At 64.7% G+C, this 23,794-nt stretch carries 24 protein-coding genes and 2 tRNA genes; 10 read left to right on the top strand and 16 right to left on the bottom strand.

Annotation, left to right across the window (positions count from 1 at the left end; genetic code table 11):
• Positions 1–8: 8 nt before the first annotated feature.
• The 4 genes from glpX to BMI90_RS00960 all read right to left on the bottom strand — a co-directional run bounded on the left by glpX (position 9) and on the right by BMI90_RS00960 (position 3,075).
• Complete coding sequence (gene glpX / locus BMI90_RS00975; RefSeq protein ID WP_078525046.1) at positions 9–974, bottom strand: class II fructose-bisphosphatase; 966 nt, start codon at positions 972–974, stop codon at positions 9–11.
• 83 nt (positions 975–1,057) lie between these two features.
• Positions 1,058–1,477, bottom strand: coding sequence for a VOC family protein (locus tag BMI90_RS00970; protein ID WP_246831468.1), 420 nt, complete (start codon positions 1,475–1,477; stop codon positions 1,058–1,060).
• Positions 1,478–1,481: 4 nt separating this feature from the next.
• On the bottom strand, positions 1,482–2,786 hold the full coding sequence (locus BMI90_RS00965) for a homoserine dehydrogenase (RefSeq protein ID WP_078525044.1): 1,305 nt from the start codon (positions 2,784–2,786) through the stop codon (positions 1,482–1,484).
• Positions 2,787–2,859: 73 nt separating this feature from the next.
• Positions 2,860–3,075, bottom strand: a complete 216-nt coding sequence (locus BMI90_RS00960) for a hypothetical protein (protein ID WP_078525042.1) — start codon at positions 3,073–3,075, stop codon at positions 2,860–2,862.
• A gap of 111 nt (positions 3,076–3,186) precedes the next feature.
• On the opposite strand from BMI90_RS00960, the gene BMI90_RS00955 reads away from it, so the two are divergent.
• The gene (locus tag BMI90_RS00955; protein ID WP_078525040.1) at positions 3,187–3,777 is read left to right on the top strand and encodes a TetR family transcriptional regulator; all 591 of its coding nucleotides are present in this window, start codon (positions 3,187–3,189) and stop codon (positions 3,775–3,777) included.
• A 78-nt stretch (positions 3,778–3,855) separates the two neighbouring features.
• Here BMI90_RS00955 and BMI90_RS00950 read toward each other — a convergent pair whose 3' ends face one another.
• Together BMI90_RS00950 and hisA are read right to left on the bottom strand one after the other, a co-directional pair.
• Entirely contained in the window at positions 3,856–4,326 is a 471-nt protein-coding gene (locus tag BMI90_RS00950) for a hypothetical protein (RefSeq protein WP_078525038.1), read from the bottom strand.
• A 105-nt stretch (positions 4,327–4,431) separates the two neighbouring features.
• On the bottom strand, positions 4,432–5,151 hold the full coding sequence (hisA, locus tag BMI90_RS00945) for a 1-(5-phosphoribosyl)-5-[(5-phosphoribosylamino)methylideneamino]imidazole-4-carboxamide isomerase (RefSeq protein WP_078525036.1): 720 nt from the start codon (positions 5,149–5,151) through the stop codon (positions 4,432–4,434).
• A gap of 144 nt (positions 5,152–5,295) precedes the next feature.
• Between hisA and BMI90_RS00940 the strand changes: the two genes are divergently transcribed.
• Complete coding sequence (locus tag BMI90_RS00940; RefSeq protein WP_078525034.1) at positions 5,296–5,682, top strand: DUF2147 domain-containing protein; 387 nt, start codon at positions 5,296–5,298, stop codon at positions 5,680–5,682.
• Here the strand turns inward: BMI90_RS00940 and BMI90_RS00935 are convergent, their stop codons facing one another.
• From BMI90_RS00935 to BMI90_RS00910, 6 genes are all read right to left on the bottom strand, one after another.
• Positions 5,683–6,348: an ATP-binding protein gene (locus BMI90_RS00935; RefSeq protein ID WP_078525032.1), complete on the bottom strand. Its 666-nt coding sequence runs from the start codon at positions 6,346–6,348 to the stop codon at positions 5,683–5,685.
• A complete protein-coding gene (gene hisH / locus BMI90_RS00930; RefSeq protein WP_078525030.1) occupies positions 6,348–6,986 on the bottom strand; it encodes an imidazole glycerol phosphate synthase subunit HisH in 639 nt (212 codons plus the stop codon). Before hisH ends, BMI90_RS00935 begins: the two co-directional genes overlap by 1 nt.
• Positions 6,986–7,573: an imidazoleglycerol-phosphate dehydratase HisB gene (gene hisB / locus BMI90_RS00925; RefSeq protein ID WP_078525028.1), complete on the bottom strand. Its 588-nt coding sequence runs from the start codon at positions 7,571–7,573 to the stop codon at positions 6,986–6,988. Before hisB ends, hisH begins: the two co-directional genes overlap by 1 nt.
• Positions 7,574–7,937: 364 nt before the next feature.
• A tRNA-Gly gene (locus BMI90_RS00920) sits at positions 7,938–8,012 on the bottom strand.
• Positions 8,013–8,044: 32 nt separating this feature from the next.
• Positions 8,045–8,119 (bottom strand) — tRNA-Gly (locus BMI90_RS00915).
• A 121-nt stretch (positions 8,120–8,240) separates the two neighbouring features.
• Positions 8,241–9,689: a PLP-dependent aminotransferase family protein gene (locus BMI90_RS00910; protein ID WP_078525026.1), complete on the bottom strand. Its 1,449-nt coding sequence runs from the start codon at positions 9,687–9,689 to the stop codon at positions 8,241–8,243.
• A 61-nt stretch (positions 9,690–9,750) separates the two neighbouring features.
• Here BMI90_RS00910 and BMI90_RS00905 point away from each other — a divergent pair, with 61 nt between their 5' ends.
• From BMI90_RS00905 to ugpC, 5 genes are all read left to right on the top strand, one after another.
• Complete coding sequence (locus tag BMI90_RS00905; RefSeq protein ID WP_078525024.1) at positions 9,751–10,404, top strand: pyridoxamine 5'-phosphate oxidase family protein; 654 nt, start codon at positions 9,751–9,753, stop codon at positions 10,402–10,404.
• A 347-nt stretch (positions 10,405–10,751) separates the two neighbouring features.
• Complete coding sequence (ugpB, locus tag BMI90_RS00900; RefSeq protein WP_078525022.1) at positions 10,752–12,065, top strand: sn-glycerol-3-phosphate ABC transporter substrate-binding protein UgpB; 1,314 nt, start codon at positions 10,752–10,754, stop codon at positions 12,063–12,065.
• 67 nt (positions 12,066–12,132) lie between these two features.
• Positions 12,133–13,014: a sn-glycerol-3-phosphate ABC transporter permease UgpA gene (gene ugpA / locus BMI90_RS00895; RefSeq protein WP_078525020.1), complete on the top strand. Its 882-nt coding sequence runs from the start codon at positions 12,133–12,135 to the stop codon at positions 13,012–13,014.
• Between the two features lie 32 nt (positions 13,015–13,046).
• Positions 13,047–13,883: a sn-glycerol-3-phosphate ABC transporter permease UgpE gene (gene ugpE, locus BMI90_RS00890; RefSeq protein ID WP_078527129.1), complete on the top strand. Its 837-nt coding sequence runs from the start codon at positions 13,047–13,049 to the stop codon at positions 13,881–13,883.
• A 9-nt stretch (positions 13,884–13,892) separates the two neighbouring features.
• Positions 13,893–14,945 carry a sn-glycerol-3-phosphate ABC transporter ATP-binding protein UgpC gene (ugpC, locus tag BMI90_RS00885; RefSeq protein ID WP_078525017.1) on the top strand — a complete coding sequence of 351 codons (1,053 nt, stop codon included), beginning with the start codon at positions 13,893–13,895 and terminating at the stop codon, positions 14,943–14,945.
• On the opposite strand, the gene bhcR is transcribed toward ugpC, so the two are convergent.
• Entirely contained in the window at positions 14,946–15,752 is an 807-nt protein-coding gene (bhcR, locus tag BMI90_RS00880) for an HTH-type transcriptional regulator BhcR (protein WP_078525015.1), read from the bottom strand.
• Between the two features lie 195 nt (positions 15,753–15,947).
• Between bhcR and bhcA the strand changes: the two genes are divergently transcribed.
• Complete coding sequence (gene bhcA, locus BMI90_RS00875; RefSeq protein WP_078525013.1) at positions 15,948–17,138, top strand: L-aspartate--glyoxylate aminotransferase BhcA; 1,191 nt, start codon at positions 15,948–15,950, stop codon at positions 17,136–17,138.
• Between the two features lie 6 nt (positions 17,139–17,144).
• Here the strand turns inward: bhcA and argE are convergent, their stop codons facing one another.
• Positions 17,145–18,299: an acetylornithine deacetylase gene (gene argE, locus BMI90_RS00870; RefSeq protein WP_078525010.1), complete on the bottom strand. Its 1,155-nt coding sequence runs from the start codon at positions 18,297–18,299 to the stop codon at positions 17,145–17,147.
• A 2-nt stretch (positions 18,300–18,301) separates the two neighbouring features.
• On the bottom strand, positions 18,302–19,486 hold the full coding sequence (locus BMI90_RS00865; RefSeq protein WP_078525007.1) for a M24 family metallopeptidase: 1,185 nt from the start codon (positions 19,484–19,486) through the stop codon (positions 18,302–18,304).
• 183 nt (positions 19,487–19,669) lie between these two features.
• Between BMI90_RS00865 and BMI90_RS00860 the strand changes: the two genes are divergently transcribed.
• Both BMI90_RS00860 and BMI90_RS00855 read left to right on the top strand, forming a co-directional pair.
• Positions 19,670–20,665 (top strand): LLM class flavin-dependent oxidoreductase, encoded by a 996-nt coding sequence (locus BMI90_RS00860; protein WP_078525005.1) that lies wholly within the window; start codon positions 19,670–19,672, stop codon positions 20,663–20,665.
• Positions 20,665–21,810, top strand: coding sequence for an amidohydrolase (locus tag BMI90_RS00855; protein ID WP_078525003.1), 1,146 nt, complete (start codon positions 20,665–20,667; stop codon positions 21,808–21,810). The genes BMI90_RS00860 and BMI90_RS00855 overlap by 1 nt, the downstream gene beginning before the upstream one ends.
• Positions 21,811–21,855: 45 nt before the next feature.
• Here the strand turns inward: BMI90_RS00855 and cysN are convergent, their stop codons facing one another.
• Positions 21,856–23,763: a sulfate adenylyltransferase subunit CysN gene (cysN, locus tag BMI90_RS00850; protein WP_078525001.1), complete on the bottom strand. Its 1,908-nt coding sequence runs from the start codon at positions 23,761–23,763 to the stop codon at positions 21,856–21,858.
• Between the last annotated feature and the right edge of the window lie 31 nt (positions 23,764–23,794).

Here is a 23,794-nt window from a genome sequence, read left to right as displayed (position 1 = left end):
AGTCCCGATCACTTGACCGGGTTGCGGTAGATCACGCGCCGCACCGAGCCGGTCTTCGAGCGCATCAGCATCGTCTCGGATTCGATATAGGTCGGCTCGCGCTTCACGCCTTTCACGATCGAGCCGTTCGTCACGCCGGTTGCGGCGAAGATCACGTCCGAGCGGACCATCTCGTCGCGGGTATAGACCTTGTCGAAATCGGTGATTCCGGCCTTCTTCGCGCGGCCCCGCTCGTCGTCGTTGCGGAACAAGAGCTTACCCCACATCTGACCGCCCATGCATTTGAGCGCCGAGGCTGCCAGCACGCCCTCGGGCGCGCCGCCCGAACCCATATACATGTCGATGCCGGTGAAATCGGGCTCGGCGCAATGGATCACGCCCGCCACGTCGCCATCGGTGATCAGGCGGATCTTCGCGCCGGTCTCACGCACCTCGGCGATCATCGCTTCGTGACGCGGACGGTCGAGGATGCACACAGCGATATCCTTTGTGTTGACGCCCTGCGCCTTGGCCAGCGCAACGACGCGCTCGGTCGGGGTCATGTCGAGGGACACGATATCCGTTTCGTAGCCCGGGCCGATGGCGAGCTTTTCCATGTAGACGTCAGGGGCGTGCAGCATCGTGCCGCGCGGCGCCATCGCGATGACGGTCAGCGCGTTGGGCATGTCCTTTGCAGTCAGCGTGGTGCCTTCGAGCGGATCGAGTGCGATATCGACCTCGGGGCCCACGCCCTGGCCGACCTCTTCGCCGATATAGAGCATGGGGGCTTCGTCGCGCTCGCCCTCGCCAATGACCACCGTGCCCTGGATCTCGAGTTTGTTGAGCTGATCGCGCATCGCGTTCACCGCCGCCTGGTCGGCGGCCTTCTCGTCACCGCGTCCGATCAGGTCGGCGGAGGCATGGGCCGCGGCTTCCGAAACACGGGCAAGGCCCAGCGAAAGCATGCGGTCGTTGAAATCACTCGGAGGGGTCATCTGTTTCTTCCTGTCTGCCATGGGGCGTTACGGGCCGGGCTCAGGTAAATCCTTTAGGACAGGGAAGGGCAACCCTGTGAACGCTAACGTCGCGCAGCTTGGGGCTCGGTGGGGCTATGACAGACCACACAGATCTTGTTGCCGTCGGGATCGCGGAAATATGCGCCGTAATAATCGGGGTGATAGTGCGGTCGCAGTCCCGGCGCGCCCTCATCCGACCCGCCCATCTCAAGGGCCAGCGCATGGATTGCATCGACAGTGGCGCGATCTGGGGCGTCGAAGGCCACCATGGGCCCGTTGCCGGGCGCGGGTGCATCGCCGTCGAAGGGGCGCGTGATGAAGAAGATCGGCCGGCTGCCGTCCGAGGCGGTCCAGCCCGCCCAATGCTTGTCGGGTTCGGCAAAGCGCAGCCGCAGCCCGAGCCGCTCCATCAGGGGGGCATAGAAGGCGAGCGCGCGCTCGTAATCCGCGATGCCGAGCGAGACATGGCTGAGCATCGCCATCGGATCAGACTTCCTCGATGCGGATCGCGACCGGCTCGCCCTCGACCACGCGGGTCGCGGGCAGGGCCTCGATCGCGGCGTCGATCGCGTCGCGGGTGGTCTTGTGCGTGACGATCAGCACCGGGGCGGAGGTATCGGCATGGCCGTATTGGCGCATCCGGCTGATCGAGACGCCTGCCTCGCCCAGCACGGTCGCGACCTTGGCCAGCGCGCCGGGTTTGTCCGCCAGCTGAAGGCGCAGGTAGTAGGGTGCGGCAATCGCGGTCACGGCAGGCGTGGGCGTCGCAAGGCTGGTGGCGGGCTGCCCGAAAACCGGCAGGCGCATTCCGCGCGCGAGATCCATCACGTCGCCCATCACGGCCGAGGCGGTCGGGCCTTCGCCCGCGCCCGCGCCGCGCAGCACGATCTGGCCCACCGAGTCGCCTTCGAGCACGACCATGTTCGTCCCGCCCGAGAGCTGACCTAGGGGCGAGCTCGACGGCACGAGGCAGGGCGTCATGCGCTGCTCCAGCCCGCGGCCGGTCATCTGCGCCACGCCCAGCAGCTTGATCTTGTAGCCCATGTCGCCCGCGCGGCGGATATCGTCGATCGAGATCCGCCCGATCCCTTCAAGCACCACGTCGTCGAAGCTGACCTGCGTGCCGAAAGCGATGGCGGCGAGGATCGCGAGCTTGTGGCCCGCGTCGATGCCGCCCACGTCGAGGTTCGGATCGGCCTCGAGATAGCCAAGCTGGCGGGCCTCCTCAAAGACCGTGTCATAGGGCAGGCCCGCATCCTCCATCCGCGTCAGGATGTAGTTGCAGGTGCCGTTCATCACGCCCATCACGCGGCGGATCCCGTTGCCCGCAAGGCCTTCGGTCAGCGATTTGATGACGGGTATGCCGCCTGCGACCGCCGCCTCGTAGCGGATCGTGCGGCCAAGGCTTTCGGCGAGTTCCGCCAGCGCCTGCCCGTGATGGGCCAGCAGCGCCTTGTTCGCCGTCACCACATCCTTGCCCGCCTTGAGCGCGGCTTCGGTCGCCTCTTTCGCGGCGCCCTCATGGCCGCCCATCAGCTCGACGAAAACATCCACATCCTCGCGCATGGCCAGCGTCACCGGATCGGTTTCCCAGGCGTATTCGGAGAGATCCGCATCGCGGTTCTTCGTGCGATCGCGCGCCGAGACGGCGGTGATCGTAACCGGGCGGCCCGAGCGCGCGGCCAGCATCGCAGCATGGCGCTGGACGATTTTCACCACGCCGATGCCCACGGTGCCAAGACCCGCGATGCCAAGGCGCAGGGGCTGAGCAGTATCGGTGGCGCGGGACATGGGTGACCTCATGAGCGGATGATTTTCGCCCTGTTAGCGGGAAAGCGGTCTTGGCGCAACGCGGCGCAACGCGTCACGGGGACGTTGTGGCGCTTTGATCGGCGCGCAGCATGTCCGCGCGGGCCTTGAGCGCCGCCGCGCGGGCCTCGAGATCGGGCGCGGGATCGGGGCTCAGGGGCTGGTCGTCGAGGATCTGATCGAGCGGCAGCAGCGCAGGATAATCCTCGCTCGAATGCTTCGAGCAAGCGGTGAGCATGGCCAGCGAGGCAATCAGGGCAAGCGCGCGCATCGGGTCTCCTTATCGACGCGCCCAAACTATTGCGCGCCGCCCCGCTTTGCCAGAGCCGAATGCGCGTGTTTGGGGTTTGATAATGAACGGTTGTTCAGTTAGCGTCGAGGCATGGCACGCAAGACCGGTTCACATTCCGAGATCACTGGCCCGAAGATCCGCGCCGAGGCGCAACGGCTCTTCGCGCGCCACGGTTTTGCCGCGGTCTCGATGCGCCAGATTGCTGCGGCGGTGGGGGTGCAGGCGGGCGCGCTCTACCTCTATACGTCCGACAAGGAAGCGCTGCTTTTCGATCTCCTCAAGAGCCACATGGACGACCTGATTGCCGCCTGGCGCGCGGAGGCGCCCGAAGGGGCGGACGCGCTGGCGCGGCTGGAACGGTTCGTGCGCTTTCATATTCGCTTCAACCTCGAACGCGCCGAGGTGGTGTTCCTGAGCTACATGGAGCTGCGCAATCTCTCGGAGGAGAATTTCGCGAAGATTGAAGGGCTTCGGAAGACCTATGAGACCGAGCTGGAAGAAATCCTCAAGGCGGGGCAGGCGGAAGCGGTATTCCTGATCCCCGACACCAAGCTAGCCACGATGGCGATCATCGCGATGCTGACCGGCGTGAATACCTGGTTCCGCGAGGGTGGGCGCCTGAGCCGCGCGATGGTGGCCGACATCTACTGGGACATGGTGCGCAAGGCGGTGGGGGCCTGAGCGCAAAAGGAAAGGGCGACTGACGCCGCCCTTTGATGGTCCCAGCCGTTGGGCAAGGTCATCTGTGTTGAACGAGCCTCACTGTTCAGGCGTGATCACCATCGCTGGTGCTTTCGGTTTGTCGAAAGTCAGGCTGTGCAAGCCGGCATAGCCTTCCCAGCCGTTCTGGAAGTACAGGTCGCCGCCGACGTTCCAGTGGTCTCCAAGCAATCCACCCGTTCCGAAGAAGCCGTGGCTGCCATAGCCAAGACCGAGTTCGGCCATCCCGTCATCCTGACCCGCGACGCCGGTCAGCTTGATCTTGCCCTGAACCGGGCCGGGGCCGAAGCCGAGATGCAGCGACAGCTTCGCGCCCTTCACATCGCCATCGGGGTCGATCCGGTAGTTCATCGCGCCCACGACACCCTCAAGACCGCTGGCATGCGGGCCGAAGGTCCAGTTCAGGCCGACAAACCCCTTCGTGTCGGTCTTGGATTTCACCGTCACATCCTGAGCGGTCGCCGCCCCGGCCGCGCAGACGATCGCGGCCACCAAGATGAGTTTACGCATTTCTACTCCCTCCACACGTTGCGAATATTCGCTAGGAGAGTGCCGCGTCACACATCATTTCACAATGATCCATGTCATCGCCTGCGGTTTTCCGCAGGCGAAATTTCAGCTGCGCAATGCAGCCAACGCCTCGGTCAGATCGAGCGCCCCGTCGTAGATTGCACGGCCCGAGATCGCACCTGCGATCACGCCGGTGTCGCGCAGCGCGATGAGATCGGGCAGCGAGGACACGCCCCCCGAGGCGATCACCGGGATCTCGACTGCGCGCGCCAGCGCCTCGGTCGCCTCGATATTCGGGCCGGTCATCGCGCCGTCGCGCATGATGTCGGTGTAGATGATCGCGGCAACGCCCGCGTCCTCGAAGGACTTCGCCAGGTCGGTGACCATTACGTCGGTCTCTTCCGCCCAGCCCTTCGTGGCGACGCGGCCGCCCCGCGCGTCGATCCCCACCGCTACCTTGCCCGGAAACGCTTTCGCCGCCTCGCGCACCAGATCGGGGTTCTCGACCGCGACGGTCCCGAGGATCACCCGCGCCAACCCCTTGTCGAGCCAGCGTTCGATCGTCGCCATGTCACGGATGCCGCCGCCGAGCTGCGCGGGCACCTTGATCCGCGCAAGGATCGCCTCGACCGCCGCCGCGTTCACCGGCTCGCCCGCGAAGGCGCCGTTCAGATCGACCAGATGCACCCATTCGCAGCCCGCCGCCTCGAACTTGGCCGCCTGCGCAGCCGGGTCGTCACCGAAGACCGTGGCCTTGTCCATTTCGCCATGCAGCAGACGCACGCATTGGCCATCCTTGAGGTCGATTGCGGGGTAGAGGATCATCGGGGGCACTCCTGAGCTGTCGCGATGCCTCTTGCCATGGCCTTCGGAAATTTCCAAGCCTTACGCGGACGTCACGTCAGTCTTGCCGGGAATCGCTCTTGCGTGGCCTGATGCTGACAGCAGGCAAAAGGGAGGAGATTTGCCATGAAGACTTTGATGATCGCCGCAGCGGGTATCGCACTCAGCGTCGGCGCGGCGTTCGCCGACCCGATCGAGGGGATGTGGAAGACCCAACCTGACGACGGTTCCTATGCATATGTGCAGATCGCCCCTTGCGGCGCGGCTTTCTGCGGCACGATCGTGAAAACCTTCAAGTCCGGTGGCGAATACAAATCGCCCAATATCGGCAAGCAACTGGTGATCGGCATGGCGCCCAAGGGCGGCGGCAAATACGAAGGCAAGGTCTGGCGCCCGTCGAACAACAAGATCTATCTCGGCAAGGTCACTGTGAACGGCAATGCAATGGCGCTGGCCGGTTGCGTGGCCGGTGGCCTGTTCTGCAAGTCGCAGGACTGGCAGCGGGTGAAGTGATCACTCGGGAATGAGATCGGCATAGGCGAAGCCGTCGCGCATGACGGTTTCGCCGACCCGCACCGGGATCGGGGCTTTGAAGATCGGCCCGGCGCTGACCGCGGTGTGAAACTCACCATTCTCGCCGCAGGGATCGACGCCTGCGGGCAGATCGGCGAGCAGGCTTTCATCGAAACGCCGCCCCGCGAAGCTCGGGTCGAGCTTGCCCAGGTCCACCGTCACCAGATGCGTTACGAAGCCTGCCGCGATCATCTCGCGCGCAAGCTGATCCGTGGGGCGCTGCCAGAGCGGGAAGAGCGCCTCGACGCCCAGCGGTTTCAGCTTCTCGATCCGGTAATTGCGCACGTCCTCAAGGAACAGGTCGCCAAAGACCATGGTCTCGACACCAAGCGCCTTCACCTGCTCCATCGCGCCCGCCATCCGCGCCTCGTAATCCGCGTTCGAGCAGGGCCAGGGCAGCGGCACTTCGATCAGCGGTAGACCCGCGGCTTCGGCCTGAGCGCGCAGCAGCTCATTGCGCGTGCCATGCATCGCAACCCGGTCGAAAGCCTCGTTGGTCGTGGACAGCAGCGCCACCACATCCGCGTGGCCCTCGCTCCGGCAGGCATGTAGCGCCATCGCGCAATCCTTGCCCGACGACCATGACAGGACCGCCCTCGGCGTCATCAGGGTTTCCAGCCGAGGAAATTCGCGATCAGCCGCAGGCCGGTTGCTTGGGATTTCTCGGGGTGGAACTGCGTGCCGACGATGTTGTCGCGCCCGACGATCGCTGTGATATCGCCGCCGTAATCGACATGCGCGAGACGATGCTCGGGCTCGGCCACCTTGAAATGGTAGCTATGCACGAAATAGGCGTGATCGCCCGTCGAAATGCCGTCGAGCACCGGGTGCTCATGGTCGATCACCAGATCGTTCCAGCCCATATGCGGCACTTTCATCGCAGGGTCCGAGGGCTCGATCCTAACCACTTCGCCGGGGATCCAGCCGAAGCCTTCGGTTTCCTCGAACTCGAGCCCGCGCGTGGCCAGCATCTGCATCCCGATGCAGATCCCGAGGAAGGGGCGGCCCTTGATGGTTACCGCTTCCTCGATCGCTTGCGCCATGCCCTCGAACCGGTGCAGCGCGGCGTTGCAGGACGGGTAAGCCCCGTCGCCCGGCAACACGATCCTATCGGCGCGCGCCACAACGTCCGGCTCGGACGTCACGACGATCGTGCCGTGCCCGGTCTCGTTCGCCATGCGCTGAAGCGCTTTCTCGGCCGAGTGGAGGTTGCCCGAGTCGTAATCAACCAATGCCGTGAGCATCAAAGCGCCCCTTTGGTCGAGGGCAGCACATCGCCCATGCGCGGGTCGGTCTCGACCGCCATGCGCAGCGCGCGGGCCACCGATTTGAACGCGGCCTCGGCGATGTGGTGGCTGTTGAAGCCATGGACGCGGTCGATGTGGAGCGTGATCCCGCCATTGGTGGCGAGCGCCTGGAAGAACTCGCGCACCAGTTCGGTGTCGAAGGTGCCGATCTTCGGGGTGGGCATGTCGCAATTCCACACGAAGAAGGGGCGCGCCGAGAGATCGAGCGCGCATTGCACCTGCGTATCATCCATCGCCAGCGCGAAATGGCCGTAGCGGCGGATGCCGCGCTTGTCGCCAAGCGCCTTCACCAATGCCTGACCAAGTGCGATCCCGGTATCCTCGACCGTGTGGTGGTCGTCGATATGCAGATCCCCCTCGGCGCGGATGGTCATGTCGATCAGCGAATGCCGCGCGAGCTGGTCGAGCATATGGTCGAAGAAACCCACGCCCGTCTTGTTGTCATACTGACCGGTGCCGTCGAGATTGATCTCGACGGTGATATCGGTCTCGGCGGTCTTGCGGCTGATCGTGGCCTTGCGCATCGGGCGCCTCCTTGAAACTCACCGCCTTATAGGCCGGGGCAGGGGGCGCGCTCAAGCGGCGTGGTGCGAAAGGCGGGGCAATGCGGCGGAAAAGTCGATGGGGCTCCGGATAAAATCGCTGCGGATTTTGAGGGTGGCCCGGTGTGACCAACACCGGGCAGCGCCCGACCTCCCGCCGGGAGGGCGCTTTTGCGCTGTCGAGCGTGGCTCGTGCGTTCGGCGGGGTGGATGGATAAACCGCTTTATGAGAGCGCGTGGTGCTGCGCCCACCCGAGGTCGGGCGCCGCCCTCACGTCTGGCCGATGAAATGGTTTGTGCGAGCCCGGAAAAGACAAAGGCCTTCCCGAGGGAAGGCCTTTTGTATTGGAGCGGGCGATGAGATTCGAACTCACGACCCTTACCTTGGCAAGGTAATGCTCTACCCCTGAGCTACGCCCGCATCCGAGTGGTCTTGCGACCGAGGGTCCGAACTGGAGCGGGCGATGAGATTCGAACTCACGACCCTTACCTTGGCAAGGTAATGCTCTACCCCTGAGCTACGCCCGCGCTGCCGGTTCGGTGGAGGCGGATTTAGGGGATCGCGCCGGGGGCTGCAAGAGGAAATTTCATCCCCGAGGCCAAAATTCGCTCCGGTCTTGGCGCAAGGGACTTGGGCGCGTGGCGCGGATCACGAACGGCCCGCGCAAAGGGGCGCAAGCAGGGTGCAAAGATCCCCGGCGGCCGCGCTGATTTGCGATTCGTCGAAACCGGCATAACCGAAGAGAAGCCCCTGCGGTGGATCGGGCAGCACCGAATGGCTCGAGAGCGCGCGCAGCGTCAGCCCCGCTTCGGCCGCCCTGCGAGAGATTTCGCTGTCGGTAATGCGCGCGGCCAATGTGGGGCGCAGCCCAATGCACAAATGCATCCCCGAAGGGTCGGGCGCGAGGTCGAGGCAATCCGACAGAGGGGCCAGCGCGTCCAGAAGATGCGCCTGTCTGCGCGCATAGGTCCGCCGCATCCGGCGCAGATGGGTCGCGAATTCGCCGCTGGCCATGAAGGCGGCGAGCGCGGGCTGGGGAACCAGCGAGGCGCGCGAGCCGGTAACTGCGAGGGTCGCGCGCAGCTTTGAGATCAGCGCCTCGGGAACGACAAGATAGCCGATCCGCAGCGCCGGGCTGAGCAATTTCGAGAAGCTGCCCATGTAGATCACGCGCTGCAACCCATCGAGCCCGGCCAGCGCGGGCAGCGGCTGGCCCTGATAACGGAACTCGCTGTCGTAATCATCCTCGACGATCAGAGCCGAAACCCTGTGCGCCCAGTCGAGCAGCGCGAGCCGTCGCGCAAGCGGCATCGCAACCCCGGTCGGATAATGGCGCGAGGGCGTGACGTTCACGGCCGCGCAGTCCTGCGGCAGGCGCGCGGGATCGAGCCCCTCGCCATCGACCCGCAACGCCACGGGGGTGATCCCGATTCCGCGCAAGGTGTGTTCAAGCGTCGCCCAGCCGGGGTCCTCGATCGCCATAGACGCGCCGTGAGGCAGTAACGCGCGCCCGATCAGGTCGAACCCGTCTCCTGCGCCGCTGGTGATCAGCACCTGATCGGGCGTGCAATCGAGCCCGCGCCACGCCGACAGATGGCTTGCGATCGCCGCGCGCAGGGCGGGCCAGCCGAAACTGTCGGGTCGGTCGAGAAGTGCCGGGTCAGGTTGGCGCCAGGCCCGGTCGAGGTGGCGCGCCCAGATCCGGTGCGGAAAAAGAGACTGGTCGGGCAGGCCGGGCTGGAAAGGACGCCATGGGCGCGGCGGCTCGGGCGTCTTGCGCGGGCCGGGGGCTGGGGGCGCGAGATGGGGCAATTCGCCTGCGACATAGGTGCCGCCGCCCTGCCTCGTGACGAGGTAGCCTTCCGCGACAAGCTGGTCATAGGCGGTGGTCACTGTCATCCGCGAGACCGACAGTTCCTCGGCCAGAACGCGGCTCGCGGGCAAACGTAGGCCCGCGGCCTCGGGGGCTGCGCGCAACAACTCGCGCAGGCCGTCGGTCAGCTGTGCATGGAGGGGCCGCGCGCCCCGGCGTTCGAGGCTGAGCGCGAACAGGGCTGCGTTAATATTGGCATGAACTTTTTTGTTAATATTGGACATGTTTATCAATCCAATATCGCGCTACCCGCAGGCTGACAAGATTTCTCCGCGGAGCCAGACCATGACCGACACCCTCCCCGTCACTGAAAGAAGCCGCCTGCGTCGCCTGCACGAGCGCGGCCATTTCGACCGCGACACGATCAACGCGATCCTCGACGCCCAGCCGATGTGCCATGTCGGGTATGTCATGGAGGGCAGGCCCTACGTGACCCCGACCCTGCAATGGCGCGAGGGCAACCATGTCTATTGGCACGGCTCCTCGGCGAGCCGTGCGCTGCGCGCGCAGAAGGAGGCCGAAGTCTGCCTGACGGTCTCGATCCTTGACGGGTTCGTTCTCGCGCGCTCGGGGATGCACCATTCGCTCAATACCCGCTCGGTGATGCTCTTCGGGACCGCCTTCAAGGTGGAAGACCCCGAGGAGAAACTCACCAAGCTCGGAAATTTTGTGAACCACCTCTACCCGGGCCGCTACGAGACGCTGCGCCCCGATCACGCGCAGGATCTGAAGGCGACAACGGTGATGGGAATGGAGGTTTCCGAAGGGGCGGCGAAGCTCCGCGCCGGCGGACCCAAGGACGAGGACGAGGATTACGCGCTCCCGATCTGGGCGGGCGAGATCCCGGTACGCATGGTGGTGGGGGAGCCGATCCCCGATCCGCGCAATCTCGAGGGCGTCGAGATGCCCGATCACGTGCGCGACTTCCGCTATCTCTGATCTGCGCGAAAGCTGCGCCTCGCAGCGGCTGATTCCCGGAAAACCGCCCGCGCGCAAACGGGCGGTTTTTTTCGATTCGCGCATTACCGATCATAATCGAAGATCACAAACGCGTGATGTTGATGGCCGAAAGCCTCCCGAAAGACCCCCGATTTCGAGGAAAAATCAACGAAATTTACCAATGTTCACGGGGCTTTCACGTGGTAACGCGTGCTGCGGCGCGATCCCTCACAGTCTTGTTTTATGGTTGTTACACGCGCAGACTAAGCCCCGTAGCGTGGACGCTCCGCGAGAGGGCTCCAGATCGAGAAAAATCCGTGAATCCCGCTACAAACTGGGAGGAAGACATGAAGAATTTCGCATTGGGTGCGGCGCTTGCGTCCGCGACTCTGGCCGCGCCTTTCACCGCGCAGGCCGCAACCGAGATCCAATTCTGGCACGCCTTCACGGGCCGCCTTGGTGAACTGGTCGATCAGCAGGTCAAGGACTTCAACGCCAGCCAGAGCGACTACGAGGTGGTTGCGACCCACAAGGGCAACTACTCGGAAACGCTCAATGCCGGGATCGCAGCCTTCCGTGCGGGCGAGCAGCCCGACATTCTGATGGTGTTCGAGGTCGGCACCGCGACGATGATGGCCGCCAAGGGCGCGATCAAGCCGGTCTATCAGGCGATGGCCGATGCCGGCGTGCCGTTCAATCCCGACGATTATATCGGCGCGGTGAAGGGGTATTACACCACCACCGACGGTCAGATGCTGTCGCTGCCCTTCAACTCCTCGACCCCGGTTCTCTGGGTCAACCGCGACATGCTCGACGCGGCGGGCGTGGCCAAGGATGCCCCGCTGACCACCTGGGACGACGTGGGCAAGGTGCTTGACCAGCTGAAGGCCTCGGGCGTCGACTGCCCGATGACCACCGCCTGGCAGAGCTGGATCCAGCTCGAGAACCTCTCCGCCTATCACAACGTCCCCTTCGCGAGCCAGGAGAACGGTTTCGCCGGGCTCGACACGCAGCTCGAGTTCAACGGTCCCGTGCAGGTCAAGCACATCCAGACGCTGGGTGACTGGGCCAAGAAGGGCGAGTTCATCTACAAGGGCCGCCGGAACGAAGGTGGCGCCGATTTCCGCGCCGGCACCTGCGCGCTCTTCACCGAGAGCTCGGCCGGCTACGCGGGCATCAAGTCCGAAGCCAAGTTCAACTTCGAGGTTCACCCGCTGCCCTATTGGGGTGATGTCGCGGGCGCGCCGCAGAACACCATCATCGGGGGCGCCTCCCTTTGGGTGATGTCGGGCAAGGATGACAGCCATTACAAGGGTGTGGCCGAATTCCTGAACTACCTCTCCTCGCCTGAAGTGCAGGCGAAATGGCACCAGGACACGGGTTATCTGCCGATCACCAAGGCCGCGGCCGATCTGACCCGCGAGCAGGGTTTCTATGACGCGAACCCCGGCACCGATATCGCCGTGAAACAGATGACCGCGAACGCGCCGACGGCGAATTCGAAGGGCATCCGTCTGGGCAATTTCGACCAGATCCGCGGCATCATCGACGAGGAACTGGAGGCCGTCTGGTCGGGTGACAAAACCGCCCAGGAGGCACTCGACAACGCGGTGGAGCGTGGCAACCAGCTGCTGCGCCGCTTCGAGCAGGCCAATCGCTAACCCAATCCAGACCGCGGGCGGGTAAGACCTGCCCGCGGTTTTCCTATTCGAAGACCCCGGACCCCCCATGGAAAAACGCGTCACCTTCAAGGGCTGGCTCTTGCCGATGCTGCTCATTGCCCCGCAGCTGATCATCTCGGCGGTGTTCTTCTTCTACCCGGCGGGCGAGGCGGTCTGGCAGTCGCTGTTCATTCCCGACCCGTTCGGCCTGTCGATGCAGTATGTGGGGCTGGGGAATTTCGAATATCTCTTCTCCGATCCCTATTACCGGGCCTCGTTCCTGACGACGGCGGTGTTCTCGACGCTGGTCACTTTGGTTTCTATGGTGCCGGCGTTGTTCCTCGCGGTGTTGGCCGACCGGCTGGTGAAAGGCGCGGGGACCTATCGCACGCTGCTGATCTGGCCCTATGCGGTCGCGCCTGCGGTGGCGGGGGTTCTGTGGCTCTTCATGTTCAACACCCGCATCGGCGTGGTGGCCTTCTACCTCAACCAGCTGGGCTACGACTGGAACCACGTCCTGAACCAGCAAGAGGCGATGGGGCTTGTCGTCGTGGCTTCGTCCTGGGGGCGGATCAGCTACAACTTCCTGTTCTATTTCGCCGCCCTGCAAGCGGTGCCGAAATCGGTGATCGAGGCGGCGGCGATTGATGGGGCGCATTTCTGGCGGCGCTTCTTCACCATCGTCCTGCCGCTCCTGTCGCCGACGACCTTCTTCCTGCTGGTCGTGAACATCGTCTACGCCTTCTTCGAGACCTTCGGGGTGATCCACACGATTACCTCCGGCGGTCCGCAACAGGCCACGACGATCCTCGTCTACAAGGTCTATGCCGACGGCTTCGTGGGTCAGGATCTGGGCAGCTCGGCGGCGCAATCGGTGGTGCTGCTCGTGGTGGTCGGGATCCTGACGGTGCTGCAATTCAAGTTCGTCGAGAAGCGGGTGCACTACTGATGGCTGACAATCGCTTTGAGCCGCCCCCCGGAATGGTCGAAAAGCGCGGCTCGGCGCTGTGGCTGACGCATCTTCTGATGATCGTGGGCGTGCTGGTGATCTTCTTTCCGATCTGGCTGGCCTTCGTGGCCTCGACCCATACCCAGTCAGAGATCGCACAGGCGCCGATGCCGGTCCTGCCCGGCTCGCATCTGATCGAGAACTACACGCGCGCGCTGTTTTCGGGCGTCAACGTGCCGGTCGCGACGATGCTGTTCAATTCGATGGTGATGGCGCTTGGGATCGCGCTCGGGAAGATCGCGATCTCGCTGCTGTCGGCCTTCGCGATCGTCTATTTCCGCTTTCCGGGGCGGCGCTTCTTCTTCTGGATGATCTTCCTGACGCTGATGCTGCCGGTCGAGGTGCGCATCGTGCCGACCTATCAGGTGGTCGCGGGCTTCGGCCTGCTGAACTCCTATTCCGGCCTGATCCTGCCACTGATCGCGTCTGCCACGGCAACCTTCCTGTTCCGGCAATTCTTCCTGACCGTGCCCGATGAGCTGGCCGAGGCCGCCCGCGTCGACGGCGCGCGCCCGATGCGCTTCTTCCTCGATATCCTGCTGCCGATGAGTCGCACGAATATCGCGGCGCTTTTCGTGATCCTCTTCATCTATGGCTGGAACCAGTATCTCTGGCCGCTTCTCATCACCACCAATCCCGAGATGAACACGATCGTTATGGGGCTCAAACAGATGTTCCCCTCGGGCGATGATATCGCGGACTGGCCGGTCATCATGGCGACCTCGATCCTCGCGATGGTGCCGCCGGTGATCGTGGTGATCTCGATGCAGAAACTCTTCATTCGCGGCCTCGTGGACAGCGAGAAATAAGGGCAGACAATGGCGACCGTTGAACTCGAAAACATCAAGAAACGTTTCGGCAAGACCGAGGTTCTGCACGGGGTCTCGATCGACATTCGCGACGGCGAATTCATCGTCATCGTCGGCCCCTCGGGCTGCGGGAAATCGACCCTCCTGCGCATGGTCGCGGGGCTGGAGAGCGTGTCGGAAGGCGAGATCTGCATCGGCGGCAATCGCGTGAACGAGCGCGAACCGATGGACCGAGATATCGCGATGGTGTTCCAGAACTACGCGCTCTACCCGCATATGTCGGTGCGCCAGAACATGGGCTACGGCCTGAAGATCGCAGGCATGGCCAAAGCTGAGATCGCGGCCCGCGTCGAGGCGGCGGGCGAACTCTTGCAGCTCACGCCCTATCTCGACCGCAAGCCGCGTGAACTCTCGGGCGGGCAGCGTCAGCGCGTCGCGATGGGCCGGGCCATCGTGCGTGAGCCGGCCGTGTTCCTGTTCGACGAGCCGCTCTCGAACCTCGATGCGAAGCTGCGTGTGCAGATGCGCGTCGAGATCCGCGAATTGCAGCGCAAGCTCGGGATCACCGCGCTTTACGTGACCCACGATCAGGTCGAGGCGATGACGATGGCCGACCGGATGATCGTGATGAATGGCGGCGTGGCCGAGCAGATCGGCACGCCTCTGGAAGTCTACGAGCGCCCCGTGACGGTCTTCGCCGCGCAGTTCATCGGCAGCCCGTCGATGAACATCGTGGATGCCGAGATCCGCGGGGGGCAGGTGATGCTGGGCCATGTCGTGCTGGGCGCGGCCGATCTGGCCGACCGGCCGGTCAAGCTTGGCATCCGGCCCGAGCACCTCCATCCCGATCCGGGCGGTCCGCTGGTGCTGAACGTGAGCCTGTCAGAGCCACTGGGCGCGAACACGCTTCTGCATGGTGCCCTCGAAGGGCGTGGCGAGGCGATGACGGCGGCGCTGCCCGGCGTTCACATGGCGGAGAACGAGGTCGGCCAGATGCGGCTTTCGGTCAAGCCCGAGGACCTGCACCTCTTCGACCCCAAGACCGGTCAGCGGCTGAACTGATCAGCCCGCGCCTATCTGATGCGTGACGGCGCGCGCGGCCTTTGTGACCGCCGCGCCGATCTCGGGCAGGCGCGTCTCACCCATCCGCTGCACCGGGCCGGAGACGGAAATCCCGGCCACCGCCTCGCCGTGGATGTTGAAGATCGGGGCGGCGACGCAGCGCATCCCTACGGTGCGCTCCTCATCGTCGATCGCATAACCGCGCGCTTGCACCTCCGCGAGCTGTGCGCGCAGCGTCGCAGCATCACCGATCGTCTTTTCCGTGAACCGCGCGAAGTCATAACCCTCGAGGAACCGCGCCAGCCGCTCGGGCGCGTAACCGCTCATCAGCGCCTTGCCGATTCCGGACGCATGCAGCGGCGCGACCGTCCCCGGCGGGAAGAAGGCGCGGATCGCCTCATGCGTCTCCACCTGCCCGGTGAACAGCACCTGACCTGCGCGTTCCACCCCGAGGTTCGAGGTCTCACCCGTGACCTGCATCAGCTCTTGCATGAAGGGGCGGGCGCGCTCGAAGACGTTGGTGTGGCGCAGGAAGGCCGAGCCGATCCGAAAGGCGGTGGGACCGATATGCCAGTCCTGCCCCTCGGGGCTGGTCTCGACGAAATCGCGGGCATGCAGCGTCGCCAGAACCCGGTGCATCGTGGCCGGCGACTGGTCGAGATTGCGCGCGATGGCGCTCAGGCTCAGCCCCTCGTGACGCGAAAGCAGGTCGAGCACGTCAAGCGCCCGGTTGAGCGCCTGGATCGTGCCCTGGCCCGGCTCGGTGTTGAACGCGCGCGGGCGGCCTTTGCGGCGTGCTGTGGTCATTGTGTCGCCTCCCGAACGAGGAAAATCCTTTTTAACATGTATAAAACAAAAATATATTTCACTATATGAAAAACGTAATACCTTGATACAGCGTCGAAAATTTGGATTTTCTGCGCTGCGGCTGTGGATTTTCGTAAAAATATCCGGCCCCGCCCGCGCGTGATACGACTTTTCCCAGCCAGAGGAGGAGGCGTCATGATCCATCTGAACCCCGTGTTCATTCCGGGCCCGACCAATATTCCCGAAAGCCTGCGCAAGGCCGTCGATATTCCGACGATGGACCATCGCAGCCCCGGCTTCGCCGATATCATCCACCCCGCGCTGGACGGCGTGAAGAAGGTGCTCAAGACCAGGACCGGCGAGGCGTTCGTCTTTCCCGCGACAGGCACCGGCGGCTGGGAGACCGCGATCACCAACACGCTCTCGCCCGGCGACAAGGTTCTTTCCTGCCGCAACGGGATGTTCAGCCATAAATGGATCGACATGTGCCAGCGCTACGGGTTGGTGGTCGAGCAGGTCACGGTGAACTGGGGTGAGGGCATCCCGGTCGACCGCTTCGCCGAGATCCTCACCGCCGACAAAGGCCACGAGATCAAGGCGGTGCTGGCCACCCATAACGAGACCGCGACCGGCGTGACCTCGGATGTCGCTGGCATCCGGCGCGCGATGGATGCGGCGGGCCACCCGGCGCTGTTCTTCGTGGATGGGGTCAGCTCCATCGGGTCGATGGATTTCCGGATGGATGACTGGGGCGTGGACGTGGCCGTCACCGGAAGTCAGAAGGGCTTCATGCTGCCGCCGGGCCTCGCGATCACCGGGTTCTCGCAAAAGGCGCTCGCCGCCGTTCAGCGCGCGAAACTGCCGCGTTGCTTCTTCGATATTCGCGACATGCAGGCGGGCTACGCGGCCAACGGCTTCCCCTATACGCCGCCCGTGGGGCTGCTGAACGGTCTCAAGGCGTCTTGCGATATGCTACTGGGCGAGGGGCTGGAAAACGTCTTCGCCCGCCATGCCCGCATTGCCGAGGGCGTGCGCCGCGCGGTCTCGGCCTGGGGGATGGAGCTTTGCGCGGTCTCGCCCGATCTCTATTCCAACAGCGTCAGCGCGGTGCGCGCGCCCGAAGGGTTCGACGCGGGTCGGATCGTGGCGCAGGCACTGAACGCCTATGGCGTGGCCTTTGGCGGGGGCTTGGGCGATGTCGCGGGCAAGGTGTTCCGGATCGGGCACCTTGGGTTGATGACCGATGTCATGACGCTCTCGGGTCTGGCGACCGCCGAGATGGCGATGGCCGATCTGGGGCTGCCGGTAGAGCTGGGCAGCGGCGTTGCCGCCGCGCAGGCGCATTACCGCGAGACGGCCGCGCCTGCACAGAAAGCCGCTGCGTAAGAACGGCTAGCTCCGGGCGCTGGCGAGTTTCCCGATCATCGCCAGCGCCTGGGACATCTGGTCGAGCGAGACGAACTCGTCGGCTTTGTGCGCCTGCTCGATCGAGCCCGGCCCGCAGATCACCGCATCCATCCCGATCGACTGGAACAGTCCGGCTTCGGTGTTGAAGGCGACGCAGCCCGCATGGTTCTGCCCCGTGAGTGCGAAGACCAGATCGCGCGCGGCGTTCTCGTCCATCGGCTCGAGCCCCACCACCTCGCCGATCGTCTCGGTGGAGATGCCCGCCTCGGGCGCGATGGCGCGCATCTCGGGCAGGAGCGTGTCCTCGACGAAACTTGCGATTTCCTCTTTCACGAAGCGCATATCGGTCTCGTTGATCGGGCGCATTTCCCAGTTCAGCTCGGCACGCGGCGCGATCACGTTATGCGAGACGCCGCCGCGCAGCGCGCCGATGTTCAGCGTCGTCTGTGGCGGGTCGAAGCGCGAGCCCTCGGGGCAGCGTTTGACCAGTTCGGCGCGCAGCTCGAACAGACGGTTGATGTAGCGCACCGCATATTCGACCGCGTTCACGCCCTTATCCGGCGCCGAGCTGTGGCCCGGCCGCCCCTCGAAGCGCACCGTGTATTCGCAGCAGCCCTTGTTGCCGTCAAAGACCTGCATCGAGGTCGGCTCTCCGATGATGCACAGCGCGGGTTTGACGGGGCGCTTGGCGAGGATCTTCACCAGCTCCTGCGCGCCCAGACAGCCGACCTCCTCGTCATGGGTGAAAGCGAAATGGATCGGGCGGGTCTGCGCGGCCTCGGCCAGCAGATCGAGCGAGCCGAGACAGGCTGCGATGAACCCTTTCATGTCACAGGCGCCGCGCCCGTAGAGCTTGCCGTCGCGTTCGACCATGGTGAAGGGATCGCTCGTCCAGTCCTGATCGGTGACCGGCACCACGTCGGAATGGCCAGACAGCACCAGCCCGCCATCGCGCGCCTCGCCCAGCGTGGCGAAGAGGTTCGCCTTGTGACCGCTTGGGTCCATCATCACCTCGACAGCCGCGCCCGCCGCCTCCAGCCGGTCGGCGATGTAGTGGATGATCGGCAGGTTGGTGTCCGAAGAGACCGACGGAAAGCCGATCAGATCCGAGAGGATCGCGCGGGTGGTGTCGAGCCGCATCGTCAGTCCTTGATGAAGAGCTTGCGCTCGACCTTGCACAGCGGCTCGGCCGGACCGTTCTCGGTGATCAGGATGGTCTCGGTGGTCTCCATCCCCCAGTCGTCCATCCACAGGCCGGGCATGAAGTGGAAGGTCATGCCGGGTTGCAGGATCGTCTCGTCGGTGTCGCGGATCGACACCGTATGCTCGCCCCAATCGGGCGGGTAGGAGCAGCCCACCGCATAGCCCGCGCGGTTGGGCCGTTCGATTCCGACTTTCGCGAGTTCGACATTCAGCGCCCGGGCGATATCGCAGGCGCGGTTGCCGGCGCGCGCAACCTCGATTCCGGCATTGAGCCCCTCGGTCAGGGCCTGGCTTGCATCAATCATGTGTTGCGGGGGCTTGCCGAGGAACACGGTCCGGCAGAGCGGCGCGTGATAGCGGCGATAGCAGCCCGATTGCTCGACGAAAGTGGCTTCACCCGCCTTCAACGCTTCACCGTTCCAGGTCAGGTGCGGGGCGGAGGCATCGGGGCCCGAGGGCAGCATCGGCACGATCGCGGGGTAATCGCCCCAGCTGTCTTCCTCGCCCTGCACGGCGGTCTTGTAGAGCTCTCCCACCAGATCGTGCTTGCGCAGCCCCGGCTCGGCCAGCTCCATCGCGCGCGAGATCACCAGTTCGGAGATCCGCGCGGCGCGGCGCATGAAGGCCAGCTCCTCGCCCGACTTGATCAGGCGCTGCCAGTTCACCAGCACGCTCGCGTCGTTCAACTCGGCCTCAGGCAACCCGTCGGTCAGAACGGCATGGGCTTTGGCGGTGTAGAAATAGGTCTCCATCTCGACCCCCATCCGCGCCTTGCCATAGCCCATGATGCGCAGATGCGAGGCGAGGTCTTCCATCGGATGCATCACATCCGACTGCACCATCGCGTCGTTGTAATGGAGGATGTTCTCCTCCTCCATCCAGACGGTGCGGCGTGCGCCATTGGCATCCATGAAGCGGCCCCACCAATAGGGCGCGCCCTCCATCGGCAGGATCACACCCTGATGGGTGTAGAAGGACCAGCCGTCATAACCCGTCAGCCAGAACTGGTTCGAGGGGTTGGTGACGAACAGGATCTCGATCCCGCGTTCGGCCATCGCGGCGCGCACCAATGCGATCCGGCGGTCATATTCGGTCTGGCTGAAAGGGGCGTTGGTGATGGGCATCGGCTTCTCCTGTCGCTTGCGCGCAGGGTGGGACGGGCCTGCGGGGGAGGTCAAGGGCAAAGCCGGATCGAGCATGGCGCGGGGGCGGGCGGGCTGTGCGATGCCGCGCAGCCGCGCCGATTGACAGCGGCGCGCGTCTCTGAAACCCCTGAGAGCGAATTCCCGGAGACCCCCGGAGGCCTGATGAAACGTTACTCCCTTCTCGATCTCTCGCCCATTCCCGAAGGCGGCGGCCCGGCCGAGGCGCTGGCCAACAGCACCGATCTCGCGCGTGCGGCGGAGGCGGCCGGTTATCACCGCTACTGGCTGGCCGAGCATCATAACTTTCCCGGCATCGCGAGCGCCGCGACGCCCGTGGTGATCGGTCATATCGCGGGTGCGACGCAACGGATGCGCGTGGGCGCGGGCGGTATCATGCTGCCCAATCACGCACCGCTCGTGGTGGCCGAGCAGTTCGGTACGCTCGAGGCACTCTATCCCGGTCGGATCGACCTCGGGCTTGGCCGCGCGCCCGGAACCGACATGGCGACGGCGCGGGCGCTGCGCCGGCACATGGCGCCTGCGGACGGATTTCCCGATGACGTGGTCGAACTGATGGATTTCCTCGCGGAAGGCCCAGAGGATGCCCGCGTGCGCGCGATCCCCGGGCAGGGCAGCAAGGTGCCGATCTGGATCCTGGGTTCCAGCCTCTTCGGTGCGCAGCTCGCCGCCTATCTCGGGTTGCCCTATGCCTTCGCCTCGCATTTCGCCCCGGCGATGCTGGAAGAGGCGCTGGCCGCCTATCGCGCGGGCTTCCGCCCCTCGGATCATCTGTCGAAACCTTACGCGATGATGGCGGCGGGGTTGTTCGCGGCCGAGACGGATGCCGAAGCCACCTATCTGCGGTCGTCGCATCTCATGGGGTTTGCGCGGCTGCGCATGGGCAAACCCGGCAAGTTGCCGCGCCCGAGCCATGACCCGGGGGCGGATATCCCGGCAGCGGTTCTGGCGCAGGCCGAGCAGGCGCTCTCGGTTTCGGCCACGGGCTCGCCCGCGACGATCCGCACGCAGCTTGCCGTGCTGATCGAGCGTTACCAGCCCGACGAGCTGATGGTGACGGGGATGATCCACGATCCGGCCGCGCGGATCCGGTCCTTCGAGATCGGGGCCGAGGTGCTGCGCGAGCTGCAGGAGGGGTGATGCTGGGGAATGCCGATCTGGTCGAGCTGACCGCGCTGCGCCACGCGCTCCACCGCGCGCCCGAGGTCTCGGGGCAGGAGGTGGAGACCGCCCGCCGGATCGCGACGGAGCTGAGCGCGCTGAACCCGTCCGAACTGATCACCGGGATCGGCGGGCATGGGGTTGCGGCGGTTTTCGACAGCGGTGAGCCGGGCCCTGCGGTGCTCTTTCGCGCCGAGCTTGATGCGCTGCCGATCGCGGAAGATCCCCATGTCGAGTGGGTCTCCGAGCGCCCCGGTGTGTCGCATGTCTGCGGCCATGACGGGCATATGGTGATGCTGATGGGGCTGGCGCGTCTGATCGCGCGCAAACCCGTCGCAAAGGGGCGGGTGATCGTGCTGTTCCAGCCCGCCGAGGAAACGGGCGCAGGCGCGCGCGCGGTGATCGAGGATCCGAACTTTGCCCGCATCGCCCCCGATTTCGCCTTCGCGATCCACGGGCTGCCGGGACTTCCGCGTGGCTATGTTGGCACGAAGCGGGGGCTGATGAATTGCGCCTCGGTCGGGCTGAAGATCACGCTTTCGGGCAAGACCGCCCATGCCGCCGATCCCGGAGCAGGGCGCTCACCGCTCCCTGTCTTCGCACGCCTTGCGCCGGTGCTGGAGGCGCTGGGTCCGGGCGGCGATCTGGACGATGCGTTCCGCCTCGTGACGCTGACCCATCTGTCGGTGGGGGAACCTACCTTCGGCATCGCACCGGGGGAGGGCGTGCTTTACGCGACCTTGCGCACGGGCGGCGATGACAGCCTTGCCGCGCTCGAGGCCGAGATCCGCGCGCGGGTGGCTGAGGAGGCTAAGACTGCGGGGCTGGGTCTGGAGATCGAAGAGCATGACCGCTTCGCGGCCTCGGTCAACGCGGCGGAGGCGGTCGGGATCGCACGGCAGGCGATGGACAGCCTTGGCATCGCGAATGGCGAAGAGGGCGTGCCGATGCGCGCCTCGGAGGATTTCGGACTGTTCGGGCATGGGGCGAAATCGGCGATGATGTGCCTTGGCGTCGGCTTGGACGCCCCCGCGCTGCACAATCCCGATTACGATTTCCCCGATGACCTGATCGGCACCGGCGCGCATCTGTTTGAGCGCATCGCCCGCGATCTGCTGGGCTAGGGGCGCGTCTTCGGGGGCGCGGATCGCCGCGCCCCGCCAAGGTCTTTACGGGATCAGCCGCGCGATGATCAGATCGGCCGCTTCCTCGGGCGTCATCGCGGTCGTGTCGATGCGCATCTCGGCATTCTCGGGCGCCTCATAGGGCGAGTCGATGCCGGTGAAGTTCTTCAGCTGGCCCGAACGCGCTTTTGCATAAAGCCCCTTCACGTCGCGCGCCTCGGCCACTTCCAGAGGTGTGTCGACGAAGATCTCGATGAACTCTCCCGGCTGCATCATCGAACGCACCATGTCGCGCTCGGATCGGAAGGGCGAGATGAAGGCGGTGATCACGATCAGACCGGCATCGGTCATCAGCTTGGCGACCTCGCCGACGCGGCGGATGTTCTCCACGCGATCGGCCTCGGTGAAGCCCAGATCCTTGTTGAGCCCGTGGCGCACGTTGTCGCCGTCGAGCAGGAAGGTGTGGCGGTTCATCCGCGCGAGCTTCTTCTCGACGATATTGGCGATGGTCGATTTGCCTGAGCCCGAGAGGCCGGTCAGCCACAGCACGGCGGGCTTCTGATGCTTCATGTTCGCATGATGCTCGCGCCCGATATCGGTGGCCTGCCAGTGGATGTTCTGGGCCCGGCGCAGGGCGAAGTTGATCATGCCGGCCGCAGAGGTCTGGTTGGTCATCTTGTCGATCAGGATGAACCCGCCCAGATCGCGGTTTTCGGCATAGGGCGCAAAGGGGATCTCGCGGTCGGTGGTGATGTTGGCCACACCGATCGCGTTCAGATCCAGCGTCTTCGTCGCCAGATGCTCCTGCGTGTTGACGTTCACCTCGTATTTGGGCTCGTGCACGGTGGCCGAAACGGTCTGGGTGCCGATCTTGAGCCAATATGCGCGGCCCGGAACCAGTTCGGTCTCGTCCATCCAGACGATGGTAGCCTCGAACTGGTCGGCCACCTCCAGCGGCTCCTTGGCGGCGACGATGACCTGCCCGCGCGAGCAGTCGATTTCGTCCTCAAGGGTGATCGTCGTGGATTCACCCGCAACCGCCAGATCGCGATCGCCTTCGAGGCTGACGATGCGTGCCACTTTCGAGGTCTTGCCAGAGGGCAGCACGCGTACTTCGTCGCCCGGGCGCACGGTGCCCGAGGCGATCAGGCCCGAGAAGCCGCGGAAGTCGAGGTTAGGGCGGTTCACCCATTGCACCGGCATCCGGAACGGACGCCCCTGATCCGAGGTCACGTCCACCTCGACGGCCTCCAGATAGGGCAGCAGCGAGGGGCCCTTGTACCAGGGCGTGCGTTCGCTCGGGCCAGTGATGTTGTCGCCCTTGAAGCCCGAGATCGGGATCGCGGTGAAGCCTTCGATGCCGATACTGTCGGCGAAGGTTTTGTAATCCGCCACGATGTCTTCGAAGGTCGCCTGATCGTAATCCACCAGATCCATCTTGTTCACCGCCAGCACGATATGGCGGATGCCGAGCTGGTTCACGAGGTAGGAATGGCGACGCGTCTGGGTCAGCACGCCCTTGCGCGCGTCGATCAGGATCACGGCCAGATCGGCGGTAGAGGCGCCGGTGACCATGTTGCGGGTGTATTGCTCGTGGCCGGGCGTGTCTGCGACGATGAACTTGCGCTTTTCGGTCGTGAAGAAGCGGTAGGCCACGTCGATGGTGATGCCCTGTTCGCGCTCGGCGGCCAGACCGTCGACCAGCAACGCGAAGTCGATCTCTTGCCCTTGGGTGCCGACGCGCTTGGAATCGGCTTCCAGTGCGGCAAGCTGATCCTCGAAGATCATCTTGCTGTCATAGAGCAGCCGCCCGATCAGCGTCGATTTCCCGTCATCGACCGAACCGCAGGTGATGAAACGCAGCATGGTCTTGTGCTGATGCGCCTCGAGATAGGCGTCGATGTCCTGCGCGATCAGCGCGTCGGTCTTGTAGATCGGGTCGTTGGTCGTCATGTCGGCTCACCTGATAGGGTGGAAATGGGGG

Source organism: Thioclava sp. L04-15, assembly GCF_002020275.1.
Classification (GTDB): domain Bacteria; phylum Pseudomonadota; class Alphaproteobacteria; order Rhodobacterales; family Rhodobacteraceae; genus Thioclava; species Thioclava marina.
The sequence above is the reverse complement of the archived record's forward strand: the minus strand, read 5'-3'. Positions and strand labels throughout refer to the sequence as shown.

Excerpts from the sequence above, each read along its gene's own strand:
- glpX (WP_078525046.1), bottom strand. The coding sequence starts at position 974 with ATGACCCCTCCGAGTGATTTCAACGACCGCATGCTTTCGCTGGGCCTT.
- BMI90_RS00970 (WP_246831468.1), bottom strand. The coding sequence starts at position 1,477 with ATGGCGATGCTCAGCCATGTCTCGCTCGGCATCGCGGATTACGAGCGC.
- BMI90_RS00965 (WP_078525044.1), bottom strand. The coding sequence starts at position 2,786 with ATGTCCCGCGCCACCGATACTGCTCAGCCCCTGCGCCTTGGCATCGCG.
- BMI90_RS00960 (WP_078525042.1), bottom strand. The coding sequence starts at position 3,075 with ATGCGCGCGCTTGCCCTGATTGCCTCGCTGGCCATGCTCACCGCTTGC.
- BMI90_RS00955 (WP_078525040.1), top strand. The coding sequence starts at position 3,187 with ATGGCACGCAAGACCGGTTCACATTCCGAGATCACTGGCCCGAAGATC.
- BMI90_RS00950 (WP_078525038.1), bottom strand. The coding sequence starts at position 4,326 with ATGCGTAAACTCATCTTGGTGGCCGCGATCGTCTGCGCGGCCGGGGCG.
- hisA (WP_078525036.1), bottom strand. The coding sequence starts at position 5,151 with ATGATCCTCTACCCCGCAATCGACCTCAAGGATGGCCAATGCGTGCGT.
- BMI90_RS00940 (WP_078525034.1), top strand. The coding sequence starts at position 5,296 with ATGAAGACTTTGATGATCGCCGCAGCGGGTATCGCACTCAGCGTCGGC.
- BMI90_RS00935 (WP_078525032.1), bottom strand. The coding sequence starts at position 6,348 with ATGACGCCGAGGGCGGTCCTGTCATGGTCGTCGGGCAAGGATTGCGCG.
- hisH (WP_078525030.1), bottom strand. The coding sequence starts at position 6,986 with ATGCTCACGGCATTGGTTGATTACGACTCGGGCAACCTCCACTCGGCC.
- hisB (WP_078525028.1), bottom strand. The coding sequence starts at position 7,573 with ATGCGCAAGGCCACGATCAGCCGCAAGACCGCCGAGACCGATATCACC.
- BMI90_RS00910 (WP_078525026.1), bottom strand. The coding sequence starts at position 9,689 with ATGTCCAATATTAACAAAAAAGTTCATGCCAATATTAACGCAGCCCTG.
- BMI90_RS00905 (WP_078525024.1), top strand. The coding sequence starts at position 9,751 with ATGACCGACACCCTCCCCGTCACTGAAAGAAGCCGCCTGCGTCGCCTG.
- ugpB (WP_078525022.1), top strand. The coding sequence starts at position 10,752 with ATGAAGAATTTCGCATTGGGTGCGGCGCTTGCGTCCGCGACTCTGGCC.
- ugpA (WP_078525020.1), top strand. The coding sequence starts at position 12,133 with ATGGAAAAACGCGTCACCTTCAAGGGCTGGCTCTTGCCGATGCTGCTC.
- ugpE (WP_078527129.1), top strand. The coding sequence starts at position 13,047 with ATGGTCGAAAAGCGCGGCTCGGCGCTGTGGCTGACGCATCTTCTGATG.
- ugpC (WP_078525017.1), top strand. The coding sequence starts at position 13,893 with ATGGCGACCGTTGAACTCGAAAACATCAAGAAACGTTTCGGCAAGACC.
- bhcR (WP_078525015.1), bottom strand. The coding sequence starts at position 15,752 with ATGACCACAGCACGCCGCAAAGGCCGCCCGCGCGCGTTCAACACCGAG.
- bhcA (WP_078525013.1), top strand. The coding sequence starts at position 15,948 with ATGATCCATCTGAACCCCGTGTTCATTCCGGGCCCGACCAATATTCCC.
- argE (WP_078525010.1), bottom strand. The coding sequence starts at position 18,299 with ATGCGGCTCGACACCACCCGCGCGATCCTCTCGGATCTGATCGGCTTT.
- BMI90_RS00865 (WP_078525007.1), bottom strand. The coding sequence starts at position 19,486 with ATGCCCATCACCAACGCCCCTTTCAGCCAGACCGAATATGACCGCCGG.
- BMI90_RS00860 (WP_078525005.1), top strand. The coding sequence starts at position 19,670 with ATGAAACGTTACTCCCTTCTCGATCTCTCGCCCATTCCCGAAGGCGGC.
- BMI90_RS00855 (WP_078525003.1), top strand. The coding sequence starts at position 20,665 with ATGCTGGGGAATGCCGATCTGGTCGAGCTGACCGCGCTGCGCCACGCG.
- cysN (WP_078525001.1), bottom strand. The coding sequence starts at position 23,763 with ATGACGACCAACGACCCGATCTACAAGACCGACGCGCTGATCGCGCAG.